This is a genomic window from Nitrospiraceae bacterium, from assembly GCA_019637075.1.
Classification (GTDB): Bacteria; Nitrospirota; Nitrospiria; order Nitrospirales; family Nitrospiraceae; genus JAHBWI01.
The window spans coordinates 340,018-356,009 of the sequence record JAHBWI010000005.1 but is presented as its reverse complement, the minus strand read 5'-3'; the positions used below and the strand labels follow the sequence as shown (position 1 = coordinate 356,009).

Below are 15,992 nucleotides of genomic sequence, written 5' to 3'. Positions count from 1 at the left end.
CGACGTCATTCCGGGCCCGAAAGTGTTCGAAACCCAGATTCACGGGAAGCGGTTCGACATGTATAACGACACCGTGCTGGGCTTCAACAAGTCGGGCAAGGAAGTGGCGCGGATTCAGGTCGAAGAGCCGATCTACATCCGACCCGCAGAACGGGTCAACTGGCTCTAACCATCAAGTGGTAACAAGGCGGGGGCAAGGCCATCGATGGTCTTGTCCCCGTTGTAATCTCAGCGGAGAGGAGTCGTCTATCGTGCCGGTGATGCTACGTGGCACCTACGTTGTGTTGACCTTCATGTTTCTGATCGGGCTGTCCTTTGTGGGGCATCTCTATCTGTTCGAGCAATGGCGGTTGCAGCAGGAACGGCAACTGCAGCGTGGGCATATCAAGGAAGAAGTGCTGCGGCTCCAGCATCTGAGCGTGGAGGTGGAAACCAATTTCCGAGGATATCTGCTGACCGAGCAGCGGGCTTTTCTTGAGCCGCTGGAAACCGCTGAGAAGCGACTGAATCAGGCGACGGCGGAATTGAACCGGCTCACGAGTCAGACGCCGGGGCTCCAAGCGGGCGTCCAGATCCTCTCCGCCAGGCTGAAGGAGTTTATCGACAGCAAGAAACAGTTGGCCGCCGTTGCCGGTACGGGAAAGCGCGATCAGGTGCAAGTGTACGTGAGGGTCGGGGACGGTCGGGCGCTCTATCTGACGGTCGAGCGGGCCTTTCGGGATTTTGAAAATCGGATCGAGCGGGAACTGCCGGCCGAATCCCTAGAATATGAGCAATGGCTGCAGGGGGCGCAATGGCGGCTGCTGCTCCTGGAGGGGGCGGTGCTCTCACTGTGCATCTATACCATGCGCACCGTCGGCCGCTCGAAGGGCGCGCCTCCACTCCCTGGGTCCTTCCATCATCTGAACGGCTCCGTCGCCTAATGCTCATGGTTGGGCCTGCTGGTTTGACGATGCTTCGCAGCTTGTATTCACCACTCGCGGTCATCCAGCACTATTACGCTAGAATGAAAGAGCCGCTCGCTCGTCCTGCTCCTTGATTGCTGCGGCAAATCGCTTCATGCGTTCCACCAGCGCCTTTTCGTCGGAGTCGAGCTTGTCTTCACTCTTGAGGGGGAGGAGCACGGCGTAGGGGACCGATTTGACGACTGCGGCAAAAATTTTGTGCGCTGCCTCTGTGGTGATTCCCCCTTCCTTCGTTTCCAGCATTTCCAGGAAACGGTTCATGCCTTTTCGCTTCCCGTTGTACTCTCCCTTCGCGGCTGCTTCACTGACGACTTCCAATTGTGTGAAGTAAGGGGAAAAGTTCCCGCCCTGAGATAAGTTTTTTTGTTCCATCACGACCAAAGCGATCTTATCGATCCACGGCGGCGCGACCCACGCCCTGGACTCGGGTGGGGCGAGGCAAAGACCGATTAATGCCGTCAAGATGAACGTTAGAGCCATATGGCGGAATGTAGTGTTCATGTCGTACTCCCTTCGTAAGAAATTGACTGAAGCATTCCGGATCCGGGTCATGAGACCCATCGAAGAAGCAACACAGATGCCAGTGGAAGATCGCCGAAGAAAGCTTGGAATTCCATACAGAGGGGGGAACTAAAAGTTCGGAGAGTGAGCGCCATCGCTCGATGCGCACAGAGCGATGGGTACCCTGAAAGCGGCGTTAGGGTCTTGGCCGCAACGGGATGGGGCGCTTGGTCAAGTCATTGGCCCAGGTATTGTCCGTGAGGACATCGATACCGCCGGCGGTCGGCGGCTTGTCGAGATTCACGTATTGGAAAGTGCCGAACGGCTGGATCTCCTCGTCCTTCGGCAAGTTATTCCGATTCCAACCGCCGCCGAGCGCCCGCAGCAGCCCAACCGTGGAACGCAGGAGTTCGGCCTTGATCTGCACGGATTCGATGCGCGCCGTGAGCGTCTGCACTTGCGCATAAATCAATTCGAGACTGGATGCCAACCCGCCTTGGTACAGTTCCATCGTGAGATTCTGTGCCTTCAGGTTCGCCCCGACCGCGGCATCCTGCCGATTGGCTGCGGTCGTCAATTGGTTTGTGAGGCTCAGATTGTTTTCCACTTCGCGAAAGGCATTGAGGACCGTCGACCGGTAGAGGTCTTCCGTCTCCCGATAGGCCGACCAGGTCCGTTGCAGTTGAGCGCGGCGATATCCGCCCTGAAAAACCGGCAGCGCTACGGCGGCTCCATAGGACCACATGGCGGCGGTCAGCTTGGCGATATCAAATCCCGCATCCAGGATCCCGCCGTCCGCCGAGAATCGCACGTCGGGGAAAAACGCAGCGCGCGCGATGCCGATGGCGCGGTTGGCCTCCGCCATGCGGCGCTCCATCGCTGCGATGTCGGGACGCCGCTCCAAGAGCGTGGACGGCAGACCGCGAGGAATCGTGAAGTGCGCCATGCGCAAGTCGTCGACCGGCTCGATCGTGAAACTGGCGGGCGCCATATTCACCAAGATGGCGATCGCCTGTTCGGTCACTTGGCGCTGGCCTTGAATCTGCGCGTATTTGGTCTCCGTGCTGAACAGCAGGGATTCGACGCGGGCGACATCGAGCGCTGACGCGATCGCGCCGGCAAATTGGGCCTTTACGAGCCTGAGCGAATTTCGATACAGGTCGATGGACTGTTTGTAAATCGCGCTCTGGCTGTCGAATCCGCGCAACGTGAAATAGTCCGCCGCGAGTTCGGCCTGCAGGCTGAGGCGAGCGTGGCCCCAGTCCGCCGCGCGCTCCTCGGCGCGGTAGGTTTCGATGCGGGTGGCGTTTCGAATTGCAGACCAAAAGTCCGGCTCCCATGAGGCGAGGCCTGCACCGGCTGCAACCGGTCCCGTGATCGGCAAATCGCCTGGAGCCCGGAGGGCATCGATATGGTTATGGCTGTCCGCGGCTTTCCCGCCGATGCCGATCTGTGGAATCCGCCGCGAGCGAACCTGCATCATCACGTCGCGTGCCTGGACGAACCGCTCCGCCGCCGCCTGAAGGTCCGGGTTGGCCGCCATGGCTTGCTCGACGAGACCGTTCAAAACCGGGTCGTCATAGAGCCTCCACCAATCGGGGCGCAACTCGCCGTCCGACGGATGGGCCTCCACAAACGGTGTCTCGCCATGCCACGACGCAGGGACGACATATTCCGGGGCATGATACGGCGGGGCCAAATCCACGTGGGGCAACCAGTCACTGCTGCAGGCCGACGATAGAAACGGCACGAGCATCAAACCGCTGAGCCAGAGTCTGGCCCGGGGCATCATGCGACTCTCTCGGGTCATGACCATGCTGTAGCCCTCATGGCGCGTAGGAGGCCTGTCCCGCTGGTGTCTGCGCGCGCTCAGACCGGGGCAAATTGATGAGGTCATAACCGGGCGCCGGCGTGACGATGCGGACCCGATCCCCTTCCAGCAGGGCGGCGCTGGGATTATTGACGATGCGATCGTCTGCCGACAGACCTCCGGCTACTTCGACGGCATTGTCCATGAGTCTGCTGACCGTGATCGGCTGGAGGTGCACGCGTGAATCTTCGTTCACCAAGGCCACCTGCGTGCCATGCTCTTGGAACACGAGGGCGGTGGAGGGAATGGTGAACACCTGCCGGTCCACCGGTGCCGTCAGGTGAACCTCCGCGTAAGAGCCGGGCCAGAGCGCGCGATCTTCATTGTCGATCGTGAAGACCGTAACGGCCGTGCGCGTACTGACGTCGAAGCCACGGGCGACGGTCAGGAACTTTGCGGTGAAATGACGATTGGCCAGTTGGGGTACTGTGACGTCGGCTGTGAGACCGGGTTGCAGAAACGGGCCGAATGTCTCAGGCACGTTGACGAACAGGCGCAGGACATGGACGTCGGCGATCGTGAACAGATTGCTCTTGGCATTGGGGGTGCTCAGATTGCCTTCTTTGGTCACCAGGTCGCCGACGTTGATATTGCGCTGCGTGACGACGCCGTCGAACGGCGCGACGATGGTCTTGAAGCGAATGAACGCTTCGATGTTGCTGACCTTCTGCTCTGCGGCTTTGACGAGGGCCGCTTGGACCTTCATGTTCTGTTCTTGCACCGTGATCGACTGCTCGGACACGGCGTGATTGGGGCGCAGCGCTACCCACCGCTTAGCCGTCACCTCGGCGAGCTTGTAGCGCGCGCGCTCCGACTCCAGGTCCGCTCTCGCTTGGGCATATTCGGCATCGAGATCCGGCGCGTTGATTTCGGCGAGGACCTCGCCTTTTTTGACCTGATCTCCATAATCTCGGTACCACATCTTCACGTAGCCCGTAACCCGCGCATACATCGGCGCTTCGTACCAGCCCACCACGTTCCCGGGCAGCGTAATGGTCTCGGTCGGCGGCAACGGCGTGGGATGCACCACCGCCACGGTCTGGATGGCATCCTCCAGGGTGGTCGCGCGCAACTGCGCGGCATCGCTCCCGCTCTCGTAGGCTCGATACCCCACATACAGCGCGACCAGAAGCGCTGCGAGAAGCGCGATGCCGGTTCCAGTCAGTGGTTTCATGATGCGCTCACTGTCCGATCGGCGACCGGCCGCCGGCTATAGATCATGGCGTAGACGCAGGGGACGACGAACAGGGTGAACAGGGTGGCGACCAGCAGGCCTCCAATTACGGCGCGTCCCAAGGGCGCGTTCTGTGAATAGCCCGTGGCCATCGGGACCATGCCGAAAATCATGGCAGAGGCGGTCATGAGGACCGGCCGGAACCTGGTTCGGCCCGCCTCGATCGCCGCACGGAGTGCATCGCCGTGCTCCTGGAGCCGCTCGCGCGCATACGATACCACCAGGATGGAGTTTGCGGTCCCCGTGCCCATCGTCATGATGGCACCCGTCAGCGCCGGCTCCGAGAGTCTCGTATGGGTCAGGAATAGGGCCCAGGCGATGCCGGCCAACGCGCCGGGCAGGGCGGTGACGATGATGAAGGGATCGAGCCAGGATTGAAAATTGACGACAATGAGCAAATAGACCAGCACGATCGCGGCCAACAACCCGAAGATCAACTCGGCATAGGCTTCGTACATCAGCGAAGCCTGACCGTGGATTTCCAGTTTCGCGCTATGAGGCAGTTCGGCCTCCATACTCTTCGCGACGGTTTCCACGTCGGCCAGCACGCCTCCGAGGTCCCGCCCTTCCGTGGACACATACACGTCGAACAACGGCATGATATTCCCGTGTGTGATGACTCCCGGCGTGCCCTCGGCCGAGAGGTCGGCCAGGTTTCCGAGTAACTGCACGTCGTGATCGGTGCCGGTCATGACCGAGGCATCGACCGGAATGGTCTTGAGGCTGTTCACGCTGTTGATTTGCGCCTGCGGCGTATAGACGTTGACCAGGTAGGACATGCCGGTGCCGGGGTCGAGCCAGTAAATCTGGTCGACCTGCTGGCTTCCCGCCGTCGTCATCAGCAGGTTGTCGGCAATGTCCTTCAGGGTTCGGTTGACGCCGAGCCCGAACGTGCGGTCGCCTTCGACCATGAGGGTCGGTGTCCGCATGGTCTGTTGAATCACCACGTCTGCCGCGCCGGGAATCGTGCGGAACCGGTCCGCCAGCTTTCTGGCGAATTCATAGTTGGGGTAGATGTCCGGGCCGTTCACCTGCACGTCGATCGGCGCCGGAGCCCCGAAGTTGAGTATTTTGGCTGTGAGATCAGAGGGTTGAAACGTGAACTCCGTGCCCGGGTACCGTTCTCTCAATCCCTTGCGGAGGATCTGCCGATACTCCCACACCGGGGATTTCTCGTGCCGGAGCAAAATGGTGAGGTCGCAATCCTGGGGACCGATGGTCGGCGTCGGGATGAAGGCGAGGTTGTGCGGTCCGACCGGCAGACCACAATTGCTGACGATGTTCTCGACCTGACCGGGCAGCAATTCCTCGATGCTGCGGGATACCAGTGTGGCGATGCGTCCGGACACCTCGATGCGGGTGCCGAGCGGAGCCCGCATGTGCATCTGAATCACGTTCGACGGGATTTCCGGGAAGTAGTCACGGCCCAGGAAGAAAAACAGCGACAACGAACCCATCGCCATGGCCACGGCAAGCAGCACGAACGACCCGCGCCGGGCGATGGTACGTTCCAGGAGCGCGCCGTAGGCGTCACGGAACCGGTCGAAGCGTCGTTCGAATCCGGCCTGAAAACGCACCAGGGGATTTCGAGTCCCTGTCCGGCCGGATGGACCAGAAACCTCATGCGGCTGCGACATGGTGCTCCTTCAACATGTATTTGGCCATGGTCGGTACCAGTGTGCGTGAGAGGATGAACGACGCGAGCATCGCAATGATGACCGCTTCCGCCATAGGCTTGAACAGGTAGCCGGCCACTCCCCCGAGCTTGAAGAGCGGAAACCAGACGATCGCGATGCAGAGTGTGGCGACGAGGGTCGGGACGACGATTTGATTGGCGGCATCGATGATAGCCTGTTCCAGTGGTTTGGCCATGGCCAAGTGCCGGTCGATGTTTTCGATCATGACGGTCGCATCGTCCACTAATATCCCGACGGCCAGCGCCAGCCCGCCCAGCGTCATGACATTGACCGTTTCCCCGAGCAGGTGAAGGCCGATGATGGCCGTGAGTATGGACAACGGGATGGAGGTCCACACGATGACTGTCGCGCGCCAGGATCCGAGCAGCAGGAGCACGATGAGGCCGACGAGCGCCCCGGCCGTGGCCATTTCATGCACGACATCCGAAATCGAATCCTTCACGAACGTCGAGGCGTCGTCGAGGAGCCGGATGGTTACGCCTTCCGGCGAGATCTGCTGCGCCCGCGGGATCATCTTCTTGATGCCGTCGACCACGTCGAGGGTCGAGGCTTCCGTGCTTTTCATCGCGACGATGATGACGGTTTGTTTGCCCTTCACAAGTACGGCGTTTTGCTGAACCCGTCCCATGAGCTTCACGGTTGCGACGTCGCGCAGATACACGAAGGCGTTGCCTTCCCTCTTGATCGGGATATCGCCGAAATGGTCGATGTGAATGGGCGACGCATTGGTCTGGACGATCCAGTCGGTCTGTTTGATCTTGATGTCGCCGGACGGCAGCACCAGATATTGCTTCATGAGGATGTCGTGGATATCGGATGGCGTCAGGTGACGCGCCAGCAGTTTCTGCTGGTCGAGATTGACCATGACCTGCATGTCCTGCCCCCCATAGGGGTGCGGCAAGACGATGCCGGGGACCGTGACCAGCAGGGGCCGGATGCGCATGTAGGCAAGGTTATACAACTCAGCCGGGGTCAGCCGGTCGGAACTGATTTCGAGCATGGCGACGGGAATGGAGGATGGCGCCAGACGCATGACCATCGGAGGCGAGATGTCGGGGGGCAGTGCTTTGACGACGTTTTGGGCAATTCCCACGATGTCCGCTTCCGCTCGGCCGACGTCGACGCCGTCCTGCAGAAAGATGTTGGTGATGCTGCTGCCGTAGTACGAGTGACTATGGATGTACTTGATGCCCTCTACGGTGGAGGTGAGGAAGCGTTCGAAGAGATAAGTAATACGCCCTTCGACCTGTTGAGGGAGGAGGCCGGAATAGATCCACACGACGGAGGTGACGGGAATCGTGATGTTGGGGAAGACATCCGTCGGCATGTGGAGCAGCGTCAGTCCGCCCACCAGCACGATGAGGATAGACATCACGACGAATGTATAAGGCCTGCGCAGAGCGATGAGGACGATCTGATTCATGACTCGATGCCTCCGGGATCCGGTGCAAGTCGTGCCGAGTCAGCCTGTCACGCACTCCTATTCAATTCGACAGTACCGCACGGTAGTAGAGCAAAGTTCTTGCCGATCGCTCCGGCTCGCCTGGCGGCCGATTGGTTGGGCCGGCGTGACGAATGAGACGACGAAGCTTATCGGTCCGAGCGGATGCCGGGGATTCGTGCGCAATTGCACTGAGCGCTCCGTGCGAAAGTTCACAATCGAGGGGCGCGTCTTCCGTCAGCGGGGTCTTCTCGAAACAGGATCATGCTGATCTTCCCGGAAAGCGGAGGCTCCTCGTCAGCCTATCTGTCTGGTACCGAACTTGCCAACGATAGATGCGATTACAGTGTTTCACGGTTCGACGCTTTGACAAACTGCGATAGAGCAAAGGAGCGCGTATGGGACTGGCACGACTCAGTCTGATGGTGGCCTTGGCTGGTGGACTGTCGGCTGCAGTCGGGACCGGCGACCCGGCCCACGCAAACGATCTCACGATCGGCGCGGCCTGGAGTATGAAACCGGCGTTCCAAGAGATCCTGCCGATGTTCGAAAAGGAATATGGTGCGACGGTGAAGGTCGTGTATGGCCCCTCTCCGGTGCTACGGCGGCAGATCGAACAGGGGGCGCCGATCGATGTGTTTCTCCCGGCCGGACTGGAAGATGTTCGACAGCTTCAGCGCAAGGGCATGACGCTGAACGGCGGGGTCCGTGTGTATGCCCTAACGTCCCTGGTGTTGGTGATGGCCTCTGATGTCTCTGCTACGGCCCTGTCGTTGCGCGATCATCCTTCCAATCGCGTTACAAGGCTGGCATTGGGTCATCCGACCCAGTCTTCTCTCGGAGAAGCGACGGCCAAGGCCCTGGCCGGACTGGACAATCGCACATCGCTGGTGCATGCGCCGCATGGCCATGCGGTCGTTGACTTAGTACGGGGCGGTCGAGCCGATGCCGGCATCGTCTTTCGCGTGGACGCGATCAACAGCACCCATATCCGCATCGTGGATGAAGCGCCGTCGGGAGAGGTGGCGCCCGTGCCCTTCGGGCAGGCCGTCGTGTGGACTTGCCGGGAGTCTTCACGTACGACGGCGGAAGACTTCTTCAATTTCATGATCAGCCCGCGGATTCAGCTGCTGCTCGTCAAATACGGTTTCGATCCCGCTTCCTAGTCGGCTGGTGACGAAGCCCGCCAGCGCCGTTCTTGCCGTAGAAACCTCCTTTACACTGGGGCCGCTGCGGTCCCACCGACCCCGCGGCGCTATATCGAGCGCTTCCGCACCGGTCGCACGGTGCGGAACTACCCAGGACCGACGGTCTTCGGCCGGGGGGCTCATGTCCAGGTGCCTATGTGCAGGACCACATATTGCTCTTGAATCACGCCGGGTCGGCTGTGTGTGGGAGTCAACCGGTTCGGACCGCCACAAGGACGGTGAAGATATATGGGTGGCTACGAAGGCGGAGGAGTCGATCTGGATCTCGATGAGAGGATGGTATCCCTGTTTCGCCAGCACCGACGGCTGACATTCTTTGCGTTGTCGGACCTGCTGCCCGCCTATTCCTGGCGTGCCCTGTTCAGCGCCCTCAACCGGCTTCTGCTGACGAAGCAAGTCGCGTTGGTCCCGTTGGGGGAAGATTATGAACTCATCTGGCAGCCGTCACAGGACTGGTATGCAATGAACCGATTGGCGCCGCCCGGATCGGAGCGATGATGCAGGGCTTCCGATCGATCGTGTTCACCGTCGGCTGGATCATCGGTCTGATCATCGTGTCGGGGTGCGTCCACAGCCATGATGAATTGGCCCTGACCAGTTACGATCGTTCCGCAGACCAAGGAAAGCTGGCGGAGTTCTATAGCCAAGAAGCGGCAAAGTTGAGGCAGATGTCGGAAGCCTTGACCTACCGCGTCACGGTGTATGAGCGACTGTTCGGCTCCGACTCCGATTGGGTTCAGGGCACTCGGCTCCTTGCACAGTCCTATGCGGAGGCGGCCCGGGAACAGGAACGACAAGCACACATCCACTCGGCACTGGTCTGGGGCGGCACAGCCCAACAGTAGTCCGGCGCGAGCCCGGGCGATTCTGCCGCCGGCCTCGGTTCCGGGAAGGAGGCAATCATGCGGCGATGGCTATTGCTGTTGGTCCCCGGTTTGCTTGTAACGTGCCTGCTGCAGGCATGCGGTACGACGGTGCATCCCGGACAGCGGGGATTGCGTTGGTATCCGCTCACGGAGGGTCTGACGACGAACACCCTCAAGAGCGGATTCTACTGGCGCGCGCCGTGGAACGACATCTTCGTCTACGACATTCGGCTTCAAAGTTACACGGAAACGGTCGACGCCCTCAGCTCCGACGACCTGCTCGTTGAACTCAAGACGGCCATCATCATGCGGCCGATCGCGGAGGAGGTGTATTTCCTCGCGCAGGAGATCGGCCCGGATTTCTATCCGCGCGTCGTGAGACCCGAGTTGTTGGCTGCAGTGCGGAGCGTGGTTTCCAACTATCCGATGGTCTCGGTACCGGAGAAGAGCGCGGAAATCGCGAGCAAAGTCCAAGCGGTCGTCGTTGAAAAATTGAAAGGGCGCCATCTGGAGGTGCAGAGCGTGGCCTTGGCCGATATCGAGCTGGCCAAAATCGTCCTGGAAGCCGTCGAACGCAAGCAGGCAAAGGAGCAAGAAAAGGAACAGAAAGAGTTCGAGCTGATCATCGCGGAAAAGGATGCGGAGATTGCAAGGCGACGGGCGAGGGGAGAAGGTGATGCCGTGCGGATTCGGTCGGAGGGTGAGGCCGAAGGTTTGAAGATTCGAGCCGTAGGACAGGCCAAAGCCCAAGAAACGATCACGAAGACCCTGACGCCGGATTATCTACGATTCAAACTGTATGACAGTCCCAATGCGAAGATGGTCCTACTTCCGGACGATCTTCGGGTGCCGATCCTGATCGGTGCGGACCAGGATCGAGGAGGGCGGGTGCAGGAACCCCTGTTGCCGCTTGATCGCGACCTGCAAGGGTCTCGGCGGTAGCACCTCATGGAGGCAGCGGTCGACAACGGCGATGGCGTCCGTTGGATGGTGTCGCGGAAGGGAGATGGTCCATGGATGGATACGGCAAGCGAGTGTTGGTGGTGGACGGGGACGAAGATCTGCGGTGTGCCGTCGGCGCGGTGTTGGAGTCGGCACGCTATGTCGTGCACCTGGCGGTCGAAGCCGGGGAGGTGTTCTCTGAAGTGCAAAAGCGGCGGTTTGATGTGATCGTGGTCGGCGTCCATGTCCCGCTGATGGACGGTGCCCGTCTCGTCCGACTGGGGCGGGCGCTTTGTCCCAACACTCCCATCATCTTTGTCTCGGCTGAGCTCTCACCGTTGGATGAGCAGGTCGAACTGCATAGCGACGACGCTCTTCCGTTCGGTGAGCTTGATCGGTTACGCCTGCAGGCAACCGTGCGGGCTGCGGCATCGGTCTGCGGGAGGCCTCCTTTCCTAGAGGTTCAGGCTTGATGATGTTGGCCTACGGGGCTGTGAATCAGCGCACGGGCGATGATGTGCGGAATCGCTCGATTTCGGTGGCTGAGATAGAAAAAGCCAGTCAATGCAACGGTTCGCAGGTGGCACATGCATTGCTACATTGATCGGTAGTCCGCTCACGTCCTACGGTCGAGGAGGAAACGCGATGCAAATGATCAAGCAAATTGGGGATAGAGAGTTGGCCTGGGCGATCTTGGCCGTTGCGGCGCTGGCGCTGTGGAGCACCTGGGGGGTTGGAGCGTAGTTATCCATAGCGATTCTCCGGAGACGTGGTCATGGAGCTCGAACGACGATCCGTGCTGATCGTGGAGGATGAAGAGCAGGTCCGACTCCTCCTTGCGGTGATGCTCGAACGCCAGGGATATGAAGTTACGACGGTTGTAAGCGGGCTAGAAGCAGTCGACGAGTTGCGGAGTCGGCAATTTGATGTCGTAGTTGCGGATTGCCAGAGTCCTCACCTTGATGGGATGAGGCTCATGCTGTTGGTTCGCATCATGTGGCCTCACATGCCCGTGATTCTCCTGTCCGGGGAACTGGGGCGCTCTCAGCGCTGGGCCACAGAGCTTGGTGCCTTTGCTTGTTTTGCAAAGCCATTTCCGTCCGACGAATTTCTTCGTTCCGTCGAGCAGGCTACAGCCCATTCATATGTGATCTGAAAAGCAAAGTAGATATCTGAAGTGATTGATGTTAATGGACTAGAGTGATTTTTAATTCATGAGAAAATCTCCCAGAACACGTCGGCCATCTTCCTCTGCTGCCCCCGCTGAACCGGATCATCAGCAGTGGCAACGCCAGGTTGCCGCCAAGGCCTATGAACTCTATGAGGCACGCGGGTTCCAGGACGGCCATGATGTCGAAGATTGGCTTGCGGCCGAACAGAGCCTCTCTCGGCAGTCTCGTTAGTCTCGACCTGTGGCCATAAGCGATACGCCTCCCGATTTAATGTGAAGTAAAGCTTTATCTATTGAGCGGTTCCGCCTGCCGCCGGTCGTTGCCGGCTAACCAGTTCAACTCTTGCCACGCTAGCTCTGGAAGGCTCTGATCAGCCGCCGCGTGCCTCGTCTATGATTCCACCTCCTCTGAGGCGTCCTGTCGAGCGGGGAGATCTATGGGTTTACCGCATCGTCTCTTCCAGCTGATTCACCATGGCTGCGATCGCGTCGAAGCCTGATTGCCAGAAGGCCTCAGCGTTCATATCGACTCCAACCTCGGCGAGAATTGATTGTGGAGACTGGGAGCCTCCCGCGGCCAGCAGCTTCAAATATTTCGGTACGAAGTCTTGCCCCTGTTCCTGGTACATCCGGTAGAGGGCTAAGACGAGCAAGTTTCCGAAACTGTAGGCGTAGCAATAGAACGGGCTGGCATAGATGTGGGGGATTGTCAGCCATTCCCACCGGAACTCTTGCGGAACCCGCACGGCCTTGCCGAACTGTTGTTGGAGCGTTTCCAGATAGTGTCCGGCGAGATCCGTCACGGTTGCGCCTTGGGCGATCATGTCATGGGCGGAATTCTCGAACAGGACGAAATAGGCCTGCCGCATGACCGTCGCATAGACGTCATCGAGTTGGTTCAGCAGCAGACTCTGCTTCACGGAACGGTTCCGTTCCGAGGCCATCAAGGCGTCGGAGAGAATTCGTTCACCGAACACGGACGCCGTTTCGGCCAGGGGCAGGGTGCTGTGGAAGGTGAAGATGTTGTGCTCCTCCGCCATCATGCCGTGCACGGCATGTCCGAGCTCATGGGCCATCGTGGCCACGTCCCGCGCCTCTCCCGTGAAATTCAGCATGACATAGGGCGTCAGGCCCGGCACCACGCTGTAGCAATAGGCTCCTCCCATTTTCCCCGGTTTGGTTCTCGCATCGATGTGCCGATCTGCAAATACCCGCTCCGCCAGTTCCGCTAGTCGCGGCGAAAATCCATGGTAGGCGTCCAGCACCATGCGGACCGCGTCGGTGTAGCGGTACTTCTTTTTCTCCGCACGGTGAGGGGCGTAGATATGGTAGCGGGTCATGCTTTTGATTCCGCACAGACGGGCCTTCAGCTTAAAGTACTGCTGGAACACCGCCGCGTTCTTCTTGCAGACGGAAAGGAGCACGTCGACGGCTTGATCGGGGATGTCGTTTCCCAGGTTCCGCGATGCGATGGGTGAGGCGAAGCGGCGCAATTGAAGATTCTCCGCTTTCCAGTCGGTCACGAGTGTCTTGTACAGCTCGCCCAGTAGGTCATGCTGCTCGGAATACACTCGATACAGTTCCCGGTACGCGGCTTCGCGTTGCACCGGTTTCGGGCTGCGCAGATAGGCCATCAAGGCTTCACGATTGACGGTTTTTTTCTTACCGCCGATCGTGAGCGTAAAGGTGAAGCCGTTGGTTACAACGTCATAGAGCTGGTGGACGGCGCTCCGGCCGGTCGTATTCTTGACGTTGATGATCTTTTCCTCTGGCTCCGACAACGTGTGGGGCTTGAAGCGCCGGATCGTGTCGAGGTGATAACGAAAGTCTCCGCTGCGGGCCTTCAACCGTTCCGCGTTCTTGTCGTCGACGCTTTGCCACCAGAGATCGAAGAACAGCAGGCGGTTGTGAAGGGCGGTCAATTGTTCTTCGACCTTTTGTTTGAACGAGCGCGCTTGCAGGTGTTTCGTGTCTTCCGAAAACCACAGGTAGCTGTAGGCGCTCAGGCGAGAGGATTCGGCCGTCAGCTGCTCGGATAGCTTGAGCAAGTCCTGAAATTCCTGTTCAGGCATCGAGGGCGACAATCGTTCCCGAGCGGCCTCAAACCGGGAAACCTTCGCGCCCAACTCTTTTAAGTACCCGTCGAAGTTCATGACCGGGTTCTTGACCAGATCGGCCAGTTCCCAGTGATCGGCGAATTCGTGCGAGGTCGTGGTGCGGCGTTTGGTGGCTACGGAAGAGGCTTTGCGGGATCCCGCCATGGCTTATGCTCCCCAATATGATCGACGATGCGGGGATCATACCATCCTCACTGGGACGGAGCATGAACTTTTTCGGATCGGGCCGTCCGGCCGGAAGATTTTGCGCGCGGCGCGACGGGTGGTACAATTCGCCGTCGAGGACTTCAGTGACGGAACAAGAAATCAATCGGGCGATTCAATATGTGACGGCGTCGACCTCCTATGCCAAGGACACGGTCGGCGATATTCTCCGCACCGGCCTGCAGGAGTTGTCGATCCTCGCGGCGCAGTCGACGCGGCAGTTCGAACGGGAAGATTTGTTGGGGTACCTGTGCCAGTGGACGATGCGTCGCACGGGGCACCCCGAACCGATGGTGCGCGAAGTCTTGGACGGAGCGGGGCGCTGGCTCGACGAAGTGGCGGCGTCCCTGGCCCAGTCGCAGGACGAGGCGTCCGAGTCCGGACGGGATGACGAGCCGGGTGCTGCCTCAGCCTGACTGCTGTCTCCGATGAGAGGAGCGAGATGCCTCGATTCAAGCGGTATCGGCGTATTGCCCCGCACCGGGCAGAACGACTCTTCGGCCTGCGGCCGCGATCTTCAACGGTCGGCAATCGCCTCTTAGCCCAGGAACTGGTCGGTCGGTGGGCGCTACTGCAGGGGGATTGCCAGGACCACGGCAGCCGTTTGCGGCTTGATCGGCTGATCGCACGTTTGGAGAGTCGCGATCGCGGTGTGCAGGAGTCGGCAATCGCCGAGTTGGAATTGGCCACGTTGCTGCTCCGCGCGGGCGCACGGGTCGAGTTTCTTCCCGAATCGCAGGCCCGGTCGGCAGACTTGGCCTGTCACGTCGCGGGCGAGCGATGCTTCGTCGAGGTGACGGCCATGGTCGGCACCTCGGATCGCGCCTTACGACTCGGTGACTCGATCCTGGCGGAGGATTCCGATTCAGAGGAAGGGCCGGCCACTCCGGAATCGATCTTCCGGGATGCCATTCTCGCCCGCGTCAGGCAGAAGGCCAAACAGCTTGCGGACTATTGTGCTCCGGTCGTCCTCGCGATCTCGGTGCCCCGGCTCGATGAGGAGCGGGCCCGTTCGCCTTGGAGTCCGAAGATCGGTCTTGACGTCCGGCACCTAGCCGGCTCGATCAGCCTGGTCCTGCCGCCTTTGCGGCATCTCAGCGGTGTGCTGCTCGCATTGTGGGATGTCGAACCCTTGCCTGCCACCTCGGCCGTCAGACTGGCCAATGTCTCCATCGTGGAGCGGTCGCGCCAGCATCTGGCTTATCCGCGCCTGCGGATGCTCGTCCGCAATCCGGGCGCTCGATGCCCCCTGACCGAGGCCCAGACGGATATCTTCCGCGGGTTGCTCTAGCGGAGCGATTGCGCAATCAGGACCGGGAGGCGAGCGTGTCGCGCATCATTTCCAGGTTCTTGGTCACCATGGCATCTCCGTTCTTGGTCGACACGGCAATGCCTTGTGCAATGACCTCACGGCATTCATCGAGGCGTGTCAGCGCGTGCAGCGATTGGGCGAGCGCGTAGAAGGCGGCGGAGTAATTCGGCTTGACGGCCACGCATTGCCGCAGGGCCGCGGTGGCCTCGTCGAAATTCTTGTCGTCCATATAGGCTTTGCCCAAACCAAACCACGCGACCTCGTCCTTCGGGTCCAGTGCAAGCACTTTCTTCAGCGGTTCTATTCTCGGATTGGCCATCGGTTCCTCCCTCGAGCAGACGATATCAGTCCCCTCCGCGCGTTGTCTACGCAGTTTGACGCGTGATAATCTGGCACGTATCTCGAATCTCGTCGTTCGTTTCTCGAGAGCCGAGCGCATAGGGCAGCAGCTCTCAGCGCGGTAT

At 59.9% G+C, this 15,992-nt stretch carries 17 protein-coding genes; 10 read left to right on the top strand and 7 right to left on the bottom strand.

What is annotated here, in order from left to right:
• The first annotated feature begins 251 nt into the window (after window positions 1-251).
• Window positions 252-923, top strand: a complete 672-nt coding sequence (locus KF814_15370) for a CHASE3 domain-containing protein (protein MBX3237529.1) — start codon at window positions 252-254, stop codon at window positions 921-923.
• A gap of 78 nt (window positions 924-1,001) precedes the next feature.
• On the opposite strand, the gene KF814_15365 is transcribed toward KF814_15370, so the two are convergent.
• From KF814_15365 to KF814_15345, 5 genes are all read right to left on the bottom strand, one after another.
• Window positions 1,002-1,466, bottom strand: coding sequence for a hypothetical protein (locus KF814_15365; GenBank protein ID MBX3237528.1), 465 nt, complete (start codon window positions 1,464-1,466; stop codon window positions 1,002-1,004).
• A 196-nt stretch (window positions 1,467-1,662) separates the two neighbouring features.
• On the bottom strand, window positions 1,663-3,282 hold the full coding sequence (locus KF814_15360) for an efflux transporter outer membrane subunit (GenBank protein ID MBX3237527.1): 1,620 nt from the start codon (window positions 3,280-3,282) through the stop codon (window positions 1,663-1,665).
• A 10-nt stretch (window positions 3,283-3,292) separates the two neighbouring features.
• The gene (locus tag KF814_15355; protein MBX3237526.1) at window positions 3,293-4,510 is read right to left on the bottom strand and encodes an efflux RND transporter periplasmic adaptor subunit; all 1,218 of its coding nucleotides are present in this window, start codon (window positions 4,508-4,510) and stop codon (window positions 3,293-3,295) included.
• Complete coding sequence (locus KF814_15350) at window positions 4,507-6,207, bottom strand: efflux RND transporter permease subunit (GenBank protein ID MBX3237525.1); 1,701 nt, start codon at window positions 6,205-6,207, stop codon at window positions 4,507-4,509. Before KF814_15350 ends, KF814_15355 begins: the two co-directional genes overlap by 4 nt.
• The gene (locus KF814_15345) at window positions 6,191-7,690 is read right to left on the bottom strand and encodes an efflux RND transporter permease subunit (protein ID MBX3237524.1); all 1,500 of its coding nucleotides are present in this window, start codon (window positions 7,688-7,690) and stop codon (window positions 6,191-6,193) included. The genes KF814_15350 and KF814_15345 overlap by 17 nt, the downstream gene beginning before the upstream one ends.
• A 416-nt stretch (window positions 7,691-8,106) precedes the next feature.
• Here KF814_15345 and modA point away from each other — a divergent pair, with 416 nt between their 5' ends.
• The 7 genes from modA to KF814_15310 all read left to right on the top strand — a co-directional run bounded on the left by modA (window position 8,107) and on the right by KF814_15310 (window position 12,127).
• A complete protein-coding gene (gene modA, locus KF814_15340) occupies window positions 8,107-8,874 on the top strand; it encodes a molybdate ABC transporter substrate-binding protein (protein MBX3237523.1) in 768 nt (255 codons plus the stop codon).
• Window positions 8,875-9,144: 270 nt separating this feature from the next.
• Complete coding sequence (locus tag KF814_15335) at window positions 9,145-9,414, top strand: hypothetical protein (GenBank protein MBX3237522.1); 270 nt, start codon at window positions 9,145-9,147, stop codon at window positions 9,412-9,414.
• Window positions 9,411-9,761: a hypothetical protein gene (locus KF814_15330; protein MBX3237521.1), complete on the top strand. Its 351-nt coding sequence runs from the start codon at window positions 9,411-9,413 to the stop codon at window positions 9,759-9,761. The genes KF814_15335 and KF814_15330 overlap by 4 nt, the downstream gene beginning before the upstream one ends.
• A gap of 57 nt (window positions 9,762-9,818) precedes the next feature.
• Window positions 9,819-10,724 carry a prohibitin family protein gene (locus tag KF814_15325; protein ID MBX3237520.1) on the top strand — a complete coding sequence of 302 codons (906 nt, stop codon included), beginning with the start codon at window positions 9,819-9,821 and terminating at the stop codon, window positions 10,722-10,724.
• A gap of 71 nt (window positions 10,725-10,795) precedes the next feature.
• Entirely contained in the window at window positions 10,796-11,197 is a 402-nt protein-coding gene (locus KF814_15320) for a response regulator (GenBank protein MBX3237519.1), read from the top strand.
• A 302-nt stretch (window positions 11,198-11,499) separates the two neighbouring features.
• Complete coding sequence (locus KF814_15315) at window positions 11,500-11,880, top strand: response regulator (GenBank protein MBX3237518.1); 381 nt, start codon at window positions 11,500-11,502, stop codon at window positions 11,878-11,880.
• Between the two features lie 58 nt (window positions 11,881-11,938).
• The gene (locus tag KF814_15310) at window positions 11,939-12,127 is read left to right on the top strand and encodes a DUF2934 domain-containing protein (protein ID MBX3237517.1); all 189 of its coding nucleotides are present in this window, start codon (window positions 11,939-11,941) and stop codon (window positions 12,125-12,127) included.
• Window positions 12,128-12,338: 211 nt separating this feature from the next.
• Here KF814_15310 and KF814_15305 read toward each other — a convergent pair whose 3' ends face one another.
• A complete protein-coding gene (locus KF814_15305) occupies window positions 12,339-14,156 on the bottom strand; it encodes a M3 family oligoendopeptidase (GenBank protein MBX3237516.1) in 1,818 nt (605 codons plus the stop codon).
• Between the two features lie 146 nt (window positions 14,157-14,302).
• Between KF814_15305 and KF814_15300 the strand changes: the two genes are divergently transcribed.
• Both KF814_15300 and KF814_15295 read left to right on the top strand, forming a co-directional pair.
• Window positions 14,303-14,632, top strand: a complete 330-nt coding sequence (locus tag KF814_15300) for a hypothetical protein (protein MBX3237515.1) — start codon at window positions 14,303-14,305, stop codon at window positions 14,630-14,632.
• 26 nt (window positions 14,633-14,658) lie between these two features.
• The gene (locus KF814_15295; protein MBX3237514.1) at window positions 14,659-15,507 is read left to right on the top strand and encodes a hypothetical protein; all 849 of its coding nucleotides are present in this window, start codon (window positions 14,659-14,661) and stop codon (window positions 15,505-15,507) included.
• A 16-nt stretch (window positions 15,508-15,523) separates the two neighbouring features.
• On the opposite strand, the gene KF814_15290 is transcribed toward KF814_15295, so the two are convergent.
• Window positions 15,524-15,847, bottom strand: coding sequence for a tetratricopeptide repeat protein (locus KF814_15290; GenBank protein ID MBX3237513.1), 324 nt, complete (start codon window positions 15,845-15,847; stop codon window positions 15,524-15,526).
• Between the last annotated feature and the right edge of the window lie 145 nt (window positions 15,848-15,992).

Bases quoted from the DNA above. Each gene is read 5' to 3' on its own strand.
- KF814_15325 (MBX3237520.1), top strand. From the start codon at position 9,819: ATGCGGCGATGGCTATTGCTGTTGGTCCCCGGTTTGCTTGTAACGTGC.
- KF814_15335 (MBX3237522.1), top strand. From the start codon at position 9,145: ATGGGTGGCTACGAAGGCGGAGGAGTCGATCTGGATCTCGATGAGAGG.
- KF814_15365 (MBX3237528.1), bottom strand. From the start codon at position 1,466: ATGAACACTACATTCCGCCATATGGCTCTAACGTTCATCTTGACGGCA.
- KF814_15330 (MBX3237521.1), top strand. From the start codon at position 9,411: ATGATGCAGGGCTTCCGATCGATCGTGTTCACCGTCGGCTGGATCATC.
- KF814_15355 (MBX3237526.1), bottom strand. From the start codon at position 4,510: ATGAAACCACTGACTGGAACCGGCATCGCGCTTCTCGCAGCGCTTCTG.
- modA (MBX3237523.1), top strand. From the start codon at position 8,107: ATGGGACTGGCACGACTCAGTCTGATGGTGGCCTTGGCTGGTGGACTG.
- KF814_15290 (MBX3237513.1), bottom strand. From the start codon at position 15,847: ATGGCCAATCCGAGAATAGAACCGCTGAAGAAAGTGCTTGCACTGGAC.
- KF814_15360 (MBX3237527.1), bottom strand. From the start codon at position 3,282: ATGGTCATGACCCGAGAGAGTCGCATGATGCCCCGGGCCAGACTCTGG.
- KF814_15320 (MBX3237519.1), top strand. From the start codon at position 10,796: ATGGATGGATACGGCAAGCGAGTGTTGGTGGTGGACGGGGACGAAGAT.
- KF814_15295 (MBX3237514.1), top strand. From the start codon at position 14,659: ATGCCTCGATTCAAGCGGTATCGGCGTATTGCCCCGCACCGGGCAGAA.
- KF814_15350 (MBX3237525.1), bottom strand. From the start codon at position 6,207: ATGTCGCAGCCGCATGAGGTTTCTGGTCCATCCGGCCGGACAGGGACT.
- KF814_15315 (MBX3237518.1), top strand. From the start codon at position 11,500: ATGGAGCTCGAACGACGATCCGTGCTGATCGTGGAGGATGAAGAGCAG.
- KF814_15310 (MBX3237517.1), top strand. From the start codon at position 11,939: ATGAGAAAATCTCCCAGAACACGTCGGCCATCTTCCTCTGCTGCCCCC.
- KF814_15305 (MBX3237516.1), bottom strand. From the start codon at position 14,156: ATGGCGGGATCCCGCAAAGCCTCTTCCGTAGCCACCAAACGCCGCACC.
- KF814_15345 (MBX3237524.1), bottom strand. From the start codon at position 7,690: ATGAATCAGATCGTCCTCATCGCTCTGCGCAGGCCTTATACATTCGTC.